The sequence below is a fragment of the Escherichia sp. HH26CH genome, assembly GCF_009820205.1.
GTDB lineage: Bacteria > Pseudomonadota > Gammaproteobacteria > Enterobacterales > Enterobacteriaceae > Escherichia > Escherichia coli_F.
In genome coordinates this window covers 60451-74232 of the sequence record NZ_VNXM01000058.1, presented here as the reverse complement: position 1 = coordinate 74232, position 13782 = coordinate 60451, and the positions used below count along the sequence as shown (strand labels likewise).

Below are 13782 nucleotides of genomic sequence, written 5' to 3'. Positions count from 1 at the left end.
CCGGTAGCGGCGTAAAAATCGCGGAAGGGATGAAAAAAACAGCGCCTGACGGCGCTGTGTCTGGCATGCCTGCAATCCGGGAAACCGGGGTAGAAAAAAACTTGCAGGCCATAACAGTATCTACATAATCTCTGCAATTTATTGAATTTGCATGTTTTTGTAGGCCGGATAAGGCGTTCACGCCGCATCCGGCATGAACAAAGCGCACTATGTCAACAATCTGAAGCGGGCCAGCTGACCCGCTCGTTTTGGTGCGTGCGATTACAGGAACTGCAAGGAGAGCCAGTAAAGCCCGCCGGAAAGCAGTACCGCAGCCGGAAGGGTAAACACCCAGGCCATCAGAATACTGGTCACGGTTTTACGCTGTAAGCCGCCGCCATCTACCACCATCGTCCCCGCGACAGAAGAGGAGAGTACGTGGGTAGTGGAAACCGGCATCCCGGTATAACTCGCCAGGCCGATAGACACTGCCGCAGTCATCTGGGCAGACATCCCCTGAGCGTAGGTCATGCCTTTCTTACCGATTTTCTCACCGATAGTCGTTGCCACACGACGCCAGCCAATCATCGTACCGATACCTAACGCCAGCGCGACCGCCATGATGATCCACACCGGCGCATACTCGATGGTGCTAAGCATGTCGGACTTCAGTTTCTTCAACAGGCGCTGATCGTCTGCACTCACGCCAGGCATCTTCACCACTTTGTCGATAGTGTCAGAAACGCACAGCATAATGCGGCGCATCTGGCTACGTTGATCAAGCGACAGCTTGTCGTAGCTTTCCACATCAGTAGTCAACATGCCTTTCAGGCGGTTGAGCGCGTTAATGGTATTCGACGGATGGCAATGGAACTCCGCAGGTTGCGTTGCGCCAGCTTCCGGAGCCGGTACTAACTGATCAGCACCGGTAGCCTGTTTCAGCAGCGCAGGGTGCTGCTCAAAGTAAGCTTCCACGTTGTTGATGGCATCACGGGTACGGGTGATTTCGTAGCCAGTAGCATTCATGTTCACCACGAAGCCTGCTGGTGCGACGCCAATCAATACCAACATAACCAGACCAATGCCTTTCTGACCATCGTTCGCGCCGTGCGAAAATGCCACGCCGATAGCGGAAAGGATCAGCGCAATACGCGTCCAGAACGGCGGCTTTTTCTTGCCGTCTTTCTTTTCACGCTCCGCTGGGGTCAGGTGGATACGGGCGCGTTTCTTGGTGCCGCTCCAATAGCGGCGCAGCAAGAAAATCAGACCGCCAGCAAACACCAGGCCGACAATAGGGGAAACGATCAGAGAACCGAAAATACTTAATACTTTCGGGATATTGAGTGCATCCACCACTGACGTCCCGGTCATCAACGCATTGGTTAAACCAATCCCGATGATCGCGCCAATCAGCGTATGAGAGCTGGATGCAGGTAAACCAAAGTACCAGGTACCCAGGTTCCAGATAATCGCCGCCAGCAACATAGAGAACACCATGGCAAGGCCATGAGACGATCCCATATTAAGCAGCAGATCCGTCGGCAGCATATGCACAATGGCATAGGCAACACTCAGACCACCCAGCAAAACACCCAAAAAGTTGAACACCGCCGCCATAACCACGGCGAGCTGAGAACGCATCGCGCGGGTATAGATAACGGTTGCCACGGCGTTGGCTGTGTCATGGAAACCATTGATGGCTTCGTAGAACAGCACAAAAGCCAGTGCAAGCAATAATAACAGCCCGGTATGCAAATCCAGGCCAGCAAACAAATGTAGCATAGGACGTTACGCCATTTTGAGGACATGAACGCGGCGCATTATCAGTGACTTTCGCGGCGCGGGCAAAGTGAAATATAGACTTTTTTTGATTTGCCTCCTGTATAGATTGCACTCAAAAAATAATTATCTTATATAATTCAGGCAAATACTTCCTTTTAGTAATATTGATGCTGGTGCGGCCACTGAGGAATCTTTACAATTCACGCCCGTTTTTTCTTAGAGGAGCGCAACGTGGAAAGGTTTGATGCCATTATTATAGGCGCTGGTGCGGCGGGTATGTTCTGTTCTGCGCAGGCAGGTCAGGCAGGACGCCGGGTTCTGCTGATCGATAATGGTAAAAAACCAGGGCGCAAAATCCTCATGTCTGGCGGTGGGCGCTGCAACTTTACCAACCTTTATGTCGAACCGGGCGCTTATCTGAGCCAGAATCCGCATTTTTGTAAGTCTGCACTCGCGCGTTTTACCCAGTGGGATTTCATTGATCTGGTCAATAAACACGGCATCACCTGGCACGAGAAAACGTTAGGGCAACTCTTCTGCGATGACTCCGCGCAGCAGATTGTCGACATGCTGGTGGATGAGTGCGAGAAGGGCAATGTGACCTTTAGATTGCGTAGCGAAGTGCTGAGCGTGGCGAAGGATGATACAGGCTTCATGCTTGAACTGAACGGCATGACTGTCGGTTGCGAAAAGCTGGTCATCGCGACCGGTGGACTGTCAATGCCAGGGCTGGGCGCGTCGCCGTTTGGTTATAAGATTGCCGAACAATTTGGCCTCAACGTGCTGCCGACCCGCGCGGGTCTGGTGCCATTCACTCTGCATAAACCGTTGCTCGAAGAGTTACAGGTGCTGGCAGGCGTGGCGGTGCCTTCCGTGATTACCGCTGAAAACGGCACCGTTTTCCGTGAGAACTTACTCTTCACCCATCGCGGCTTGTCTGGACCGGCGGTGTTGCAAATTTCCAGCTACTGGCAACCGGGTGAATTTGTCAGTATCAATCTGCTACCGGATGTGGACCTCGAAACCTTCCTGAATGAACAGCGTAACGCACATCCGAATCAGAGCCTGAAAAACACACTGGCGGTTCATCTACCGAAGCGGTTGGTTGAACGCTTACAACAACTCGGGCAAATCCCGGATGTCTCGCTAAAACAGCTCAACGTACGTGACCAACAGGCACTGATTAGCACATTGACCGACTGGCGTGTGCAGCCGAACGGCACTGAAGGCTATCGCACTGCCGAAGTGACGCTCGGCGGCGTGGATACCAACGAACTCTCTTCACGGACGATGGAAGCGCGCAAAGTGCCTGGGCTGTATTTCATCGGCGAAGTGATGGACGTCACCGGCTGGCTGGGGGGCTATAACTTCCAGTGGGCGTGGTCGAGTGCGTGGGCTTGTGCGCAGGATTTGATTGCAGCGAAGTCGTCCTGACCTATTACCTAAAGATGAAAATTATTAGAGCCGCATTAAAAATGAGCTAATTTTGATAGTGGCTATCTTGTGATTATTTTCTAATAAGCCCGTGAACTGAATCCCTCCATGCTTAATATAAGGTGGGGGAATGGTGATTAAAAATCGACCGAAGTCCAGATCTTTATAAAATATGAACAGGTTGAAAAAAGACAGTAACTTTACTGTTTTTTTATACTTAACCATCAATGTTAAGTTATTTCATGATACCTAAGAAAAACCAGCGTTACGCAATTGGTCGACGCTGGTTTTATCCGGTACGTTGCAATTATTTTTTAGCAGAACCTGCTTCTAATATTGAAACGATTGAGAACAACGTAAAGCATACCGCTCCCAAACCGACCAGAACCCGCGAAGGAATAAAATATCCCATGTCGGTCTGCGCCATTTCCGCAAGAAACGATGCCAGGAAAAGGCAAAACAGGCAGGTGAAGACGGGAATCATCGGAATTCTGTTGGCTAACGAGCAGGTACGTCTCCAGACCAGTGCCAGTAGCCAGACTTTTGAGAATATGCTGTAACAGATCATTCCGAGGCAAATGAGAATAATGCCGGGAGCCAGCCGAGCGCTTGCATCGGAACTGACTAAGACGTATATGCCCTGCAGCACCGTGATTGAGCCGAGAAAAATAACCCAATAACACCACAGCCAGTGCTCTTTGGATGAGAACGTATTACGTGTTTGATGGACGATTGTGGCTACAAGGCCAATGAGACAGGCACAGATTGCGGTTAACCCAAGCAATACGTGACCGGCGACATAATGTGGGGTTATGTCGGCACTGCGTAACAGCGTTATCGACCAAATGAAACCGAGCAGGGTGAGTAACACGGGAACGGCAATGAGGCAATTACCGATTAATGAAGAATAAGCCTGTACCGGTGTTCCGTCGCTCTTACTCCCCGCTGCGTTTTTAGGAATGAGCAGAAAGTGACCGGATGACGCTGCCACCGTCGATACACAGGCGGCAATCATACCAACGCCGAAAATCACATGACCGGCGACAAACTCGTCTGCCATCACATCATTGCCTGCTAACAGTGCCCAACCCCATATCATGGTGATAATTGACCCGGCATAGCCAATAATGGGGAACAATGTATTGTAAAACGTATTAACGCCGCGCGTGAGCTGCGAAATGATAATAAATGCGGTAGTGAATAATGCCAGGCATATGGCTGCCAGAGAAATGAGCACATGACCCGCGACGAAATATTCGCTTTGCCCTGAACTTTCCAGCACAAAGCCACCTAACGCGATACAAATCAAGCCCATAATTAAAGGGATTAATTTGAAAAGCCACCCGATATATATGTTCACTTTAAACTCCTCAGGTATCCCTGCTAATATTGAAATGTGCATTAATGATAATTTCAGCCTGTTAATACAATGACGAGATATCATTAAAGACAAATGCATAGCATAACTATAGCGGGGTTTACTTTGCAGAGCGCTACTTTTCAGCGTTCAAAAGGCCATGGTAAATAAATATTTATCCTAAGATTAATTCTTATTCTCTTGTTTTTTTCAATTATCTTCCAGGGAGGGATTCTTTTTCATTATTGGTAAAAGACCGGATGGTCTCGGTGTTTAAAATCAGCGAACATATAATTATTATTGCTTTATATCGTCGTAAATATGTCTTTCAGACATGTATCGTTTATTTTGTAACAAACAATTCAAAAATATCACAGGTTATTTATGAAAGCAATTCACAATCTGATTGGAAACAAATCCTTAAGCCATCAAGATAAGCATTCAGATAAAGTTAACAATCATCAACACCATGGCAAGGTTGATAAAAAACATCTTTCAAAGACAGTTGAAGTTAATATTCTGGATAAATTTTCGCAAATAGGTAACAATGCAGGCCTGCATATCATCTATTTCCTGCAATATGGTCACTGGAATGTAAATGACTATTTTCATCAGACGGTGAAAACATCGCTTTACAATAGTGAACCTTCTATAGATATCCAGGAATATAATAGTTTCGCCAACATGGATACTGACACGTTTATCTTTACAATTATACCAGACAATAACCATGTGTTAAAATTATCGTCTCCCATAACCGTTACGATTGAGCGTAGGGATGGTTATTATTTTATTAATTTCTCCGGAGATAAATCAGACATAATTTATAAAATTGATGGGCTTTCTATCATATCTGAAAATTTCTTTACTCTTCTTAGCGGTAATTTTAAACCTGACTGGCGTTGGGATGTCTCTACTGAGATGCTCACTAAGGAAAAGTTTGATGACAGAGTTAAATCTATCTTCTCAAATATAGATTTTTATAAACAGTGTGGTCAGATAAACTCACAAAATGCCAACACGGCTTATTTTGGCGATACAGATGGAAGAGTGGGTGCTGTACTTTATGCATTGCTCGTTTCAGGGCATATAGGCATCAGTAAAAATGGTTGGAGTTTATTATGTGAATTATTAAATCACGAAAGCATGGCTTCATTTGCATACAAACATAAAAAGAATGAAGAACTCTACGATTTATTAAATTCAAGGGATCTTACCCTGAATAAGTTGCATAAACATATTTTTTTAAAAGGCGATGCGATTACCCCCTGTATCTTCCTTGGGGATCATACCGGCGATAGATGTAGTACTATTTTTGGTGACCAATACATACTTACTTTGCTAAATTCTATGCGGAATACGGAGAGTAATAAAGATAGTCGTATAAATAAAAATGTCGTCGTTCTGGCTGGAAATCATGAAATCCATTTTAATGGTAACTATACTGCAGGACTGGCAAATCATAGACTCTCCGCCGGTGATACATATAATTTAATTAAAACGCTTGATGTTTGTAATTATGACCCAGAAAGGAAAGTTTTAACCAGTCATCACGGAATAATAAGAAATGAAGAAAGTAAATGTTATTGTCTCGGTGCTTTGCAGGTTCCATTTAAACAGATGAAAAATCCTACTGATCCTGAGGAATTAGCTAATATATTTAATAAAAAACATAAAGAACATATGGATGATCCTCTATTCCATCTAATCCGAAGCAATATGATGAAACCCACTGCTTTATATACTGATTATTTTAATAACACTACTGCTTTCAGACCAAAACCTGAAGATATCTTTAAATGTGGAGAGAAACTCAAATGTGAAGACCCCAGCAAATACATTAGACAAAAATATGGCCATCATGGGCTCGGGGTAGGTCAGAATCAACAATTTGATAATGGTATTATGGGTCTAAATTCCCGGAAGGAAGTACGTGATAAAAATAATAAAATAATTTATTCATCAGGGCTTAGTTGTTTTCAATCTCATTAAAACTCCATGAATACTGTGGTATGTCTTATTAATCCTGAAAGTATTTCATAGGTTTTCTTAATCGATTGTAGAGGTATGTTCTGATAACACCTCTACAATCTCTAGGGATTTTGTCTACTTTGAGATAAGAAATTTCATATTATGCCTTAAGGCTGAATGATTTGTGCAAAATATAATTGTTTTTCCATCGAACATGAGGTGTATGTCATAAGATTAAATATTAACTACGTATTCCTCGCAGTGAATAGCATGAGGTAAAAAATGAAAATTGGAGCTGTGACCGGTACTCACGACAGTACGACGACAATCCCCGCAAATGATATTATGCAAGATCATGTTACCAACTTCACTAAAGAACTGTTTGGGTATATAGCAAATGGCTTAGGTGATGACATATCAAGTATTGCCAGGACAATGCTCGGTGAAGTTGTGGAAAAAATAGATGACTGGCAAATAGAACGTTTCCAACAATCTTTTCAAGATGACAAGATTTCATTTTCCATACAGACGTATCAATCAGAAAAATATAGTATGCTATCGGGCATGCGTGTTCATATCCTACGCAGGAATAATAGTTATCAGTTTATTGTGACAATTAATGGAAAAAATTACGGTTGCCCTCTTGATAACATAGAAATAAATTGGCGCAGCATTGTTTGTTTTCTTAATGCCATGACAGAAGATGGTAATATGAATGATATTGTAGATACTGAGTCGTACAAACCCCTCTGGGACTGGAAAACTTCGCAATACAATATATTTGATATTAAATTCGAAACAGTAATAAAGGCCCATTTTGCTAATAGAGTCTATTTCTCAAATTGTTCACCCGTTGATCCTACAAGTACCAGACCGACCTATTTCGGTGATACCGATGGCTCAGTCGGTGCCGTTTTGTATGCGCTTACTGCAACAGGTCATTTGGGTATTATGGCTGAAGGAGAAAATTTCCTTAGTCAGTTGCTTAATATAGAAGATGAAGTTCTCAACGTATTATTAAAGAATAACTTTAATGAAGAACTAGACACTAATGTCAATACAATTATCAGTATTCTGAACAGAAGAGATATTGTTTTAGAAAGTCTTCAGACTTATTTGGTTATTAATAAAGGCGCAGTGACGCCATGTACGTTTCTGGGTGACCAAACCGGCGATCGGTTTAGTAATATCTGTGGCGATCAATTTATCATCGATTTGTTAAAATGCATAATGAGTATCAATGAAAATGTTCATGTATTAGCTGGAAATCATGAAACAAATTGCAATGGTAACTATATGCAGAACTTCACGCGCATGAAACCACTTAATGAAGATACCTACGCTGGGATAAAAGATTATCCTGTATGTTTCTATGACCCCAAATATAAAATAATGGCAAATCATCATGGGATAACTTTCGACATACAACGCGAACGTTACATTTTAGGTCCGATAACAGTCTCTAAAGATGAAATGACCAATGTTCTCGATCCGGTCGAATTAGCGGCAATCATTAATAAAAAGCATCATACCATAATTAATGGTAAAAAATTTAAAATTAGCCGGGCCATCTCTTGTCAATCTTTTAATCGTTATTTTTCCATCTCGACAGATTACAGGCCCAAACTTGAAGCACTATTAGCATGCTCACAAATGTTAGGTATAAATCAAGTTGTTGCACATAACGGTAATGGTGGAAGAGAACTCATAGGTGAAAGGGGGGCTGTTTTAGGTCTGAACGCCCGTGACAGTAAACATGCCGGAAGGATGTACAGTATGCATAATTGCCAAATTAATCCTGGTGCAGGGCCTGAGGTAACCGCTCCCTGGACGTCTTACCAGCATGAAAAAAACAGAAATGAACTTATGCCTTTGAGTAGAAGGCGCACGCTGTTACAGCTTTGAACCATAGACAACATGAATATTAATGTTACTATCTGGTTGAGACTGTTGATAAAACGTAAAAAGGAATGCTCTGTTCCTGCAACTGAACAGGCGTGAAACGCTATCCAACAGGATGGATACCGTTTTATCAGCCAGTTTTATAGATCACACTTATGAGTATGCGTGTTTCATTTACGGCCAGGAATGCTGATGATGACAACATTACTACCCGTTTTCACTAAGCCTTCCCCGTTGGCGCTCAATGCTCTGTGCGCTGGTCGTATTTGCCGTTTCCTTCTTATCCCGGATGGATGAATCCGCTGAACGTCGTTCGGCGGCAGTTGTAACACGTGTCGTTTGCTTACAGGGATTATGGCGGGTCGATTATGGATAAGAGTAAGCGCCATCTGGCGTGGTGGGTTGTCGGGTTACTGGCGGTGGCTGCCGTCGTGGCGTGGTGGCTGTTGCGCCCGGCAGGTGTGCCGGAAGGCTTTGCCGTCAGCAATGGGCGTATTGAAGCGACGGAAGTGGATATCGCCAGCAAAATTGCCGGGCGTATCGACACCATTCTGGTGAAAGAAGGCCAGTTTGTTCGTGAAGGTGAAGTATTGGCGAAGATGGATACTCGCGTGTTGCAGGAACAGCGACTGGAAGCCATCGCGCAAATCAAAGAAGCACAAAGCGCCGTTGCCGCCGCGCAGGCTTTGCTGGAGCAACGGCAAAGTGAAACTCGTGCCGCGCAGTCACTGGTTAATCAACGCCAGGCCGAACTGGACTCCGTGGCTAAACGTCATACGCGTTCCCGCTCACTCGCCCAACGAGGGGCTATTTCTGCGCAACAGCTGGACGACGACCGTGCCGCCGCCGAAAGCGCCCGTGCTGCGCTGGAATCGGCAAAAGCCCAGGTTTCGGCTTCTAAAGCGGCTATAGAAGCGGCACGTACCAATATCATTCAGGCGCAAACGCGCGTCGAAGCGGCACAAGCCACTGAGCGGCGCATTGCCGCAGATATCGATGACAGTGAACTGAAAGCCCCGCGTGACGGACGCGTGCAGTATCGGGTTGCCGAGCCAGGCGAAGTGCTGGCAGCAGGCGGTCGGGTGCTAAATATGGTCGATCTCAGCGATGTCTATATGACCTTCTTCCTGCCAACCGAACAGGCGGGCACGCTGAAACTGGGCGGCGAAGCCCGACTGATCCTCGATGCCGCGCCAGATCTGCGTATTCCTGCGTCCATCAGCTTTGTCGCCAGCGTCGCCCAGTTCACGCCAAAAACCGTCGAAACCAGCGATGAGCGGCTGAAACTGATGTTCCGCGTCAAAGCGCGTATCCCACCGGAATTACTCCAGCAACATCTGGAATATGTCAAAACCGGTTTGCCGGGCGTGGCGTGGGTGCGGGTGAACGAAGAACTTCCGTGGCCTGACGACCTTGCGGTGAGGTTGCCGCAATGACGCATCTGGAACTGGTTCCCGTCCCGCCTGTCGCGCAACTGGCGGGCGTGAGCCAGCATTATGGAAAAACCGTTGCGCTGAACAATATCACTCTCGATATTCCGGCCCGCTGCATGGTCGGGCTGATTGGCCCGGACGGCGTTGGGAAGTCGAGTTTGTTGTCACTGATTTCCGGTGCCCGCGTCATTGAGCAGGGCAACGTGATCGTGCTGGGCGGCGATATGCGCGACCCGAGGCATCGCCGTGACGTCTGCCCGCGCATTGCCTGGATGCCGCAGGGACTGGGCAAAAACCTCTACCACACCTTGTCGGTGTATGAAAACGTCGATTTTTTCGCCCGCCTGTTCGGTCACGACAAAGCGGAGCGGGAAGTCCGAATTAATGAGCTGCTGACCAGCACCGGGTTAGCACCGTTTCGCGATCGTCCGGCAGGTAAACTCTCCGGCGGGATGAAGCAAAAACTGGGGCTGTGCTGTGCGTTAATCCACGACCCGGAATTGTTGATTCTTGATGAGCCAACAACGGGGGTTGACCCGCTCTCTCGCGCCCAGTTCTGGGATCTGATCGATAGCATTCGCCAGCGGCAGAGCAATATGAGCGTGCTGGTTGCCACCGCCTATATGGAAGAAGCGGAACGCTTCGACTGGCTGGTAGCGATGAATGCCGGAGAAGTACTGGCGACTGGCAGCGCCGAAGAACTGCGGCAGCAAACGCAAAGCGCCACGCTGGAAGAAGCATTTATAAATCTGTTACCGCAAGCGCAACGCCAGGCGCATCAGGCGGTAGTGATCCCACCGTATCAACCTGAAAACGCAGAGATTGCCATCGAAGCGCGCGATCTGACCATGCGTTTTGGTTCCTTCGTTGCCGTTGATCACGTCAATTTCCGCATTCCACGCGGGGAGATTTTTGGCTTCCTCGGTTCGAACGGCTGCGGTAAATCCACCACCATGAAAATGCTTACCGGACTGCTGCCTGCCAGCGAAGGTGAGGCGTGGCTGTTCGGGCAACCGGTTGATCCAAAAGATATCGATACTCGCCGTCGGGTGGGCTATATGTCGCAGGCGTTTTCGCTCTATAACGAACTCACCGTGCGGCAAAACCTGGAGTTACATGCCCGTTTGTTTCACATTCCGGAAGCGGAAATTCCCGCGCGAGTGGCTGAAATGAGTGAGCGTTTTAAGCTCAACGACGTTGAAGATGTTCTGCCGGAGTCATTGCCGCTCGGCATTCGCCAGCGGCTTTCGCTGGCGGTGGCGGTGATTCATCGCCCGGAAATGTTAATCCTCGATGAGCCTACTTCTGGCGTCGATCCAGTGGCGAGGGATATGTTCTGGCAGTTAATGGTGGATCTTTCGCGCCAGGACAAAGTGACCATTTTCATCTCCACCCACTTTATGAACGAAGCGGAACGGTGCGACCGCATCTCACTAATGCACGCCGGAAAAGTGCTCGCCAGCGGTACACCGCAGGAACTGGTTGAGAAACGCGGAGCCGCCAGTCTGGAAGAGGCATTTATCGCCTATTTGCAGGAAGCGGCAGGGCAGAGCAACGAAGCCGAAGCGCCGCCTGTGGTACATGACACCACCCACGCGCCGCGTCAGGGATTTAGCCTGCGACGTCTGTTTAGCTACAGCCGTCGCGAAGCACTGGAACTGCGCCGCGATCCGGTACGTTCGACGCTGGCGCTGATGGGAACGGTGATCCTGATGCTGATAATGGGTTACGGCATCAGTATGGATGTGGAAAATCTGCGCTTTGCGGTGCTCGACCGTGACCAGACCATCAGTAGCCAGGCGTGGACGCTCAATCTCTCCGGTTCCCGTTACTTTATCGAGCAGCCGCCGCTCACCAGTTATGACGAGCTTGATCGCCGGATGCGTGCGGGCGATATCACCGTGGCTATTGAAATCCCACCCAATTTCGGGCGCGATATCGCGCGGGGTACGCCCGTGGAACTCGGTGTCTGGATCGACGGTGCGATGCCGAGTCGCGCCGAAACGGTAAAAGGTTACGTGCAGGCCATGCACCAGAGCTGGCTACAGGATGTGGCGAGTCGGCAATCCACGCCCGCGAGCCAAAGCGGGCTGATGAATATTGAGACACGCTATCGCTATAACCCGGACGTAAAAAGCCTGCCAGCGATTGTTCCGGCGGTGATCCCGCTGTTGCTGATGATGATTCCATCGATGTTAAGCGCCCTTAGCGTAGTGCGGGAAAAAGAGTTGGGGTCGATTATCAACCTTTACGTGACTCCTACCACCCGTAGCGAATTTTTGCTTGGCAAACAGCTACCGTACATCGGGCTGGGAATGCTGAACTTTTTCCTGCTCTGCGCCCTGTCGGTGTTTGTGTTTGGCGTGCCGCATAAAGGCAGTTTCCTGACGCTCACCCTGGCGGCGCTGCTGTATATCATCATTGCCACCGGAATGGGGCTGCTGATCTCTACTTTTATGAAAAGCCAGATTGCCGCCATTTTCGGTACGGCGATTATCACGTTGATTCCGGCGACACAGTTTTCCGGGATGATCGATCCGGTAGCTTCGCTGGAAGGTCCGGGACGTTGGATCGGCGAGGTTTACCCGACCAGTCATTTTCTGACTATCGCCCGCGGGACGTTCTCGAAGGCGCTGGATCTGACTGATTTGTGGCAACTTTTTATCCCGTTGCTGATAGCCATTCCACTGGTGATGGGCTTAAGCATCCTGCTGCTGAAAAAACAGGAGGGATGATGCGCCATTTACGCAATATTTTTAATCTGGGTATCAAAGAGTTGCGCAGTCTGCTCGGTGATAAAGCGATGCTGACGTTGATTGTCTTCTCGTTTACAGTGTCGGTGTATTCGTCAGCGACCGTCACGCCAGGATCATTGAACCTCGCGCCGATCGCCATTGCCGATATGGATCAATCGCAGTTATCGAACCGGATCGTTAACAGCTTCTATCGCCCGTGGTTTTTGCCACCGGAGATGATCACCGCCGATGAGATGGATGCCGGGCTGGACGCCGGGCGCTATACCTTCGCGATAAATATTCCGCCTAATTTTCAGCGTGATGTCCTCGCAGGACGCCAGCCGGATATTCAGGTGAACGTCGATGCCACGCGCATGAGCCAGGCATTCACTGGCAACGGTTATATCCAGAATATTATCAACGGTGAAGTGAACAGCTTTGTCGCGCGTTACCGTGATAACAGCGAACCGTTGGTATCGCTGGAAACCCGCATGCGCTTTAATCCGAACCTCGATCCCGCATGGTTTGGCGGGGTGATGGCGATCATCAACAACATTACCATGCTGGCGATTGTGTTGACCGGATCGGCGCTGATCCGCGAGCGTGAACACGGCACGGTGGAACACTTACTGGTGATGCCGATAACGCCGTTTGAGATCATGATGGCGAAGATCTGGTCGATGGGGCTGGTGGTGCTGGTGGTATCGGGATTATCGCTGGTGCTGATGGTAAAAGGCGTGCTGGGCGTACCGATAGAAGGCTCGATCCCGCTGTTTATGCTTGGCGTGGCGCTCAGTCTGTTTGCCACCACGTCAATCGGCATTTTTATGGGGACGATAGCGCGTTCAATGCCGCAACTGGGGCTGCTGGTGATTCTGGTGCTACTGCCGCTGCAAATGCTTTCCGGTGGCTCCACGCCGCGCGAAAGTATGCCGCAGATGGTGCAGGACATTATGCTGACCATGCCGACGACACACTTTGTCAGCCTCGCGCAGGCCATCCTCTACCGGGGTGCCGGATTCGAAATCGTCTGGCCGCAGTTCCTGACGTTGATGGCAATTGGCGGCGCGTTTTTCACCATCGCGCTGCTGCGATTCAGGAAGACGATTGGGACAATGGCGTAAGGAAGGGAAACTTGACTTCATATTGTGATGTCATACTATTGATGTCATAAAGTGAAGTCATAAGG

The 13782-nt window shown here is 48.2% G+C and carries 9 protein-coding genes; 7 read left to right on the top strand and 2 right to left on the bottom strand.

The annotated features are described in order from the left end of the window. Positions 1 to 261: 261 nt before the first annotated feature. Positions 262 to 1761 carry an inorganic phosphate transporter PitA gene (gene pitA / locus FQ015_RS18665; RefSeq protein ID WP_000902780.1) on the bottom strand — a complete coding sequence of 500 codons (1500 nt, stop codon included), beginning with the start codon at positions 1759 to 1761 and terminating at the stop codon, positions 262 to 264. 231 nt (positions 1762 to 1992) lie between these two features. Between pitA and FQ015_RS18660 the strand changes: the two genes are divergently transcribed. Next, positions 1993 to 3195 (top strand): aminoacetone oxidase family FAD-binding enzyme, encoded by a 1203-nt coding sequence (locus tag FQ015_RS18660; RefSeq protein WP_160524360.1) that lies wholly within the window; start codon positions 1993 to 1995, stop codon positions 3193 to 3195. A 307-nt stretch (positions 3196 to 3502) separates the two neighbouring features. Here FQ015_RS18660 and FQ015_RS18655 read toward each other — a convergent pair whose 3' ends face one another. After that, a complete protein-coding gene (locus FQ015_RS18655; protein WP_001028898.1) occupies positions 3503 to 4555 on the bottom strand; it encodes a DUF2776 domain-containing protein in 1053 nt (350 codons plus the stop codon). 381 nt (positions 4556 to 4936) lie between these two features. Here FQ015_RS18655 and FQ015_RS18650 point away from each other — a divergent pair, with 381 nt between their 5' ends. The 6 genes from FQ015_RS18650 (at position 4937) to FQ015_RS18630 (ending at position 13717) form a co-directional block, all read left to right on the top strand. After that, positions 4937 to 6544, top strand: coding sequence for a DUF4049 domain-containing protein (locus FQ015_RS18650; RefSeq protein WP_160524359.1), 1608 nt, complete (start codon positions 4937 to 4939; stop codon positions 6542 to 6544). A gap of 261 nt (positions 6545 to 6805) precedes the next feature. Then, positions 6806 to 8428 carry a DUF4049 domain-containing protein gene (locus FQ015_RS18645; protein ID WP_160524358.1) on the top strand — a complete coding sequence of 541 codons (1623 nt, stop codon included), beginning with the start codon at positions 6806 to 6808 and terminating at the stop codon, positions 8426 to 8428. A gap of 189 nt (positions 8429 to 8617) precedes the next feature. After that, the gene (gene yhiY, locus FQ015_RS24330) at positions 8618 to 8722 is read left to right on the top strand and encodes a hypothetical protein (protein WP_213054493.1); all 105 of its coding nucleotides are present in this window, start codon (positions 8618 to 8620) and stop codon (positions 8720 to 8722) included. A 71-nt stretch (positions 8723 to 8793) separates the two neighbouring features. Continuing rightward, positions 8794 to 9861, top strand: coding sequence for an HlyD family secretion protein (locus tag FQ015_RS18640; protein WP_000361505.1), 1068 nt, complete (start codon positions 8794 to 8796; stop codon positions 9859 to 9861). After that, positions 9858 to 12593 (top strand): ribosome-associated ATPase/putative transporter RbbA, encoded by a 2736-nt coding sequence (gene rbbA, locus FQ015_RS18635; protein ID WP_160524357.1) that lies wholly within the window; start codon positions 9858 to 9860, stop codon positions 12591 to 12593. Before FQ015_RS18640 ends, rbbA begins: the two co-directional genes overlap by 4 nt. Continuing rightward, entirely contained in the window at positions 12593 to 13717 is a 1125-nt protein-coding gene (locus FQ015_RS18630; RefSeq protein ID WP_001216257.1) for an ABC transporter permease, read from the top strand. Before rbbA ends, FQ015_RS18630 begins: the two co-directional genes overlap by 1 nt. Positions 13718 to 13782: the final 65 nt, after the last annotated feature.

What these genes read in the sequence shown, in the direction of transcription:
- pitA (WP_000902780.1), bottom strand. Translation starts at nt 1,761, where the DNA reads ATGCTACATTTGTTTGCTGGCCTGGATTTGCATACCGGGCTGTTATTA.
- FQ015_RS18650 (WP_160524359.1), top strand. Translation starts at nt 4,937, where the DNA reads ATGAAAGCAATTCACAATCTGATTGGAAACAAATCCTTAAGCCATCAA.
- FQ015_RS18645 (WP_160524358.1), top strand. Translation starts at nt 6,806, where the DNA reads ATGAAAATTGGAGCTGTGACCGGTACTCACGACAGTACGACGACAATC.
- yhiY (WP_213054493.1), top strand. Translation starts at nt 8,618, where the DNA reads ATGATGACAACATTACTACCCGTTTTCACTAAGCCTTCCCCGTTGGCG.
- FQ015_RS18640 (WP_000361505.1), top strand. Translation starts at nt 8,794, where the DNA reads ATGGATAAGAGTAAGCGCCATCTGGCGTGGTGGGTTGTCGGGTTACTG.
- rbbA (WP_160524357.1), top strand. Translation starts at nt 9,858, where the DNA reads ATGACGCATCTGGAACTGGTTCCCGTCCCGCCTGTCGCGCAACTGGCG.
- FQ015_RS18630 (WP_001216257.1), top strand. Translation starts at nt 12,593, where the DNA reads ATGCGCCATTTACGCAATATTTTTAATCTGGGTATCAAAGAGTTGCGC.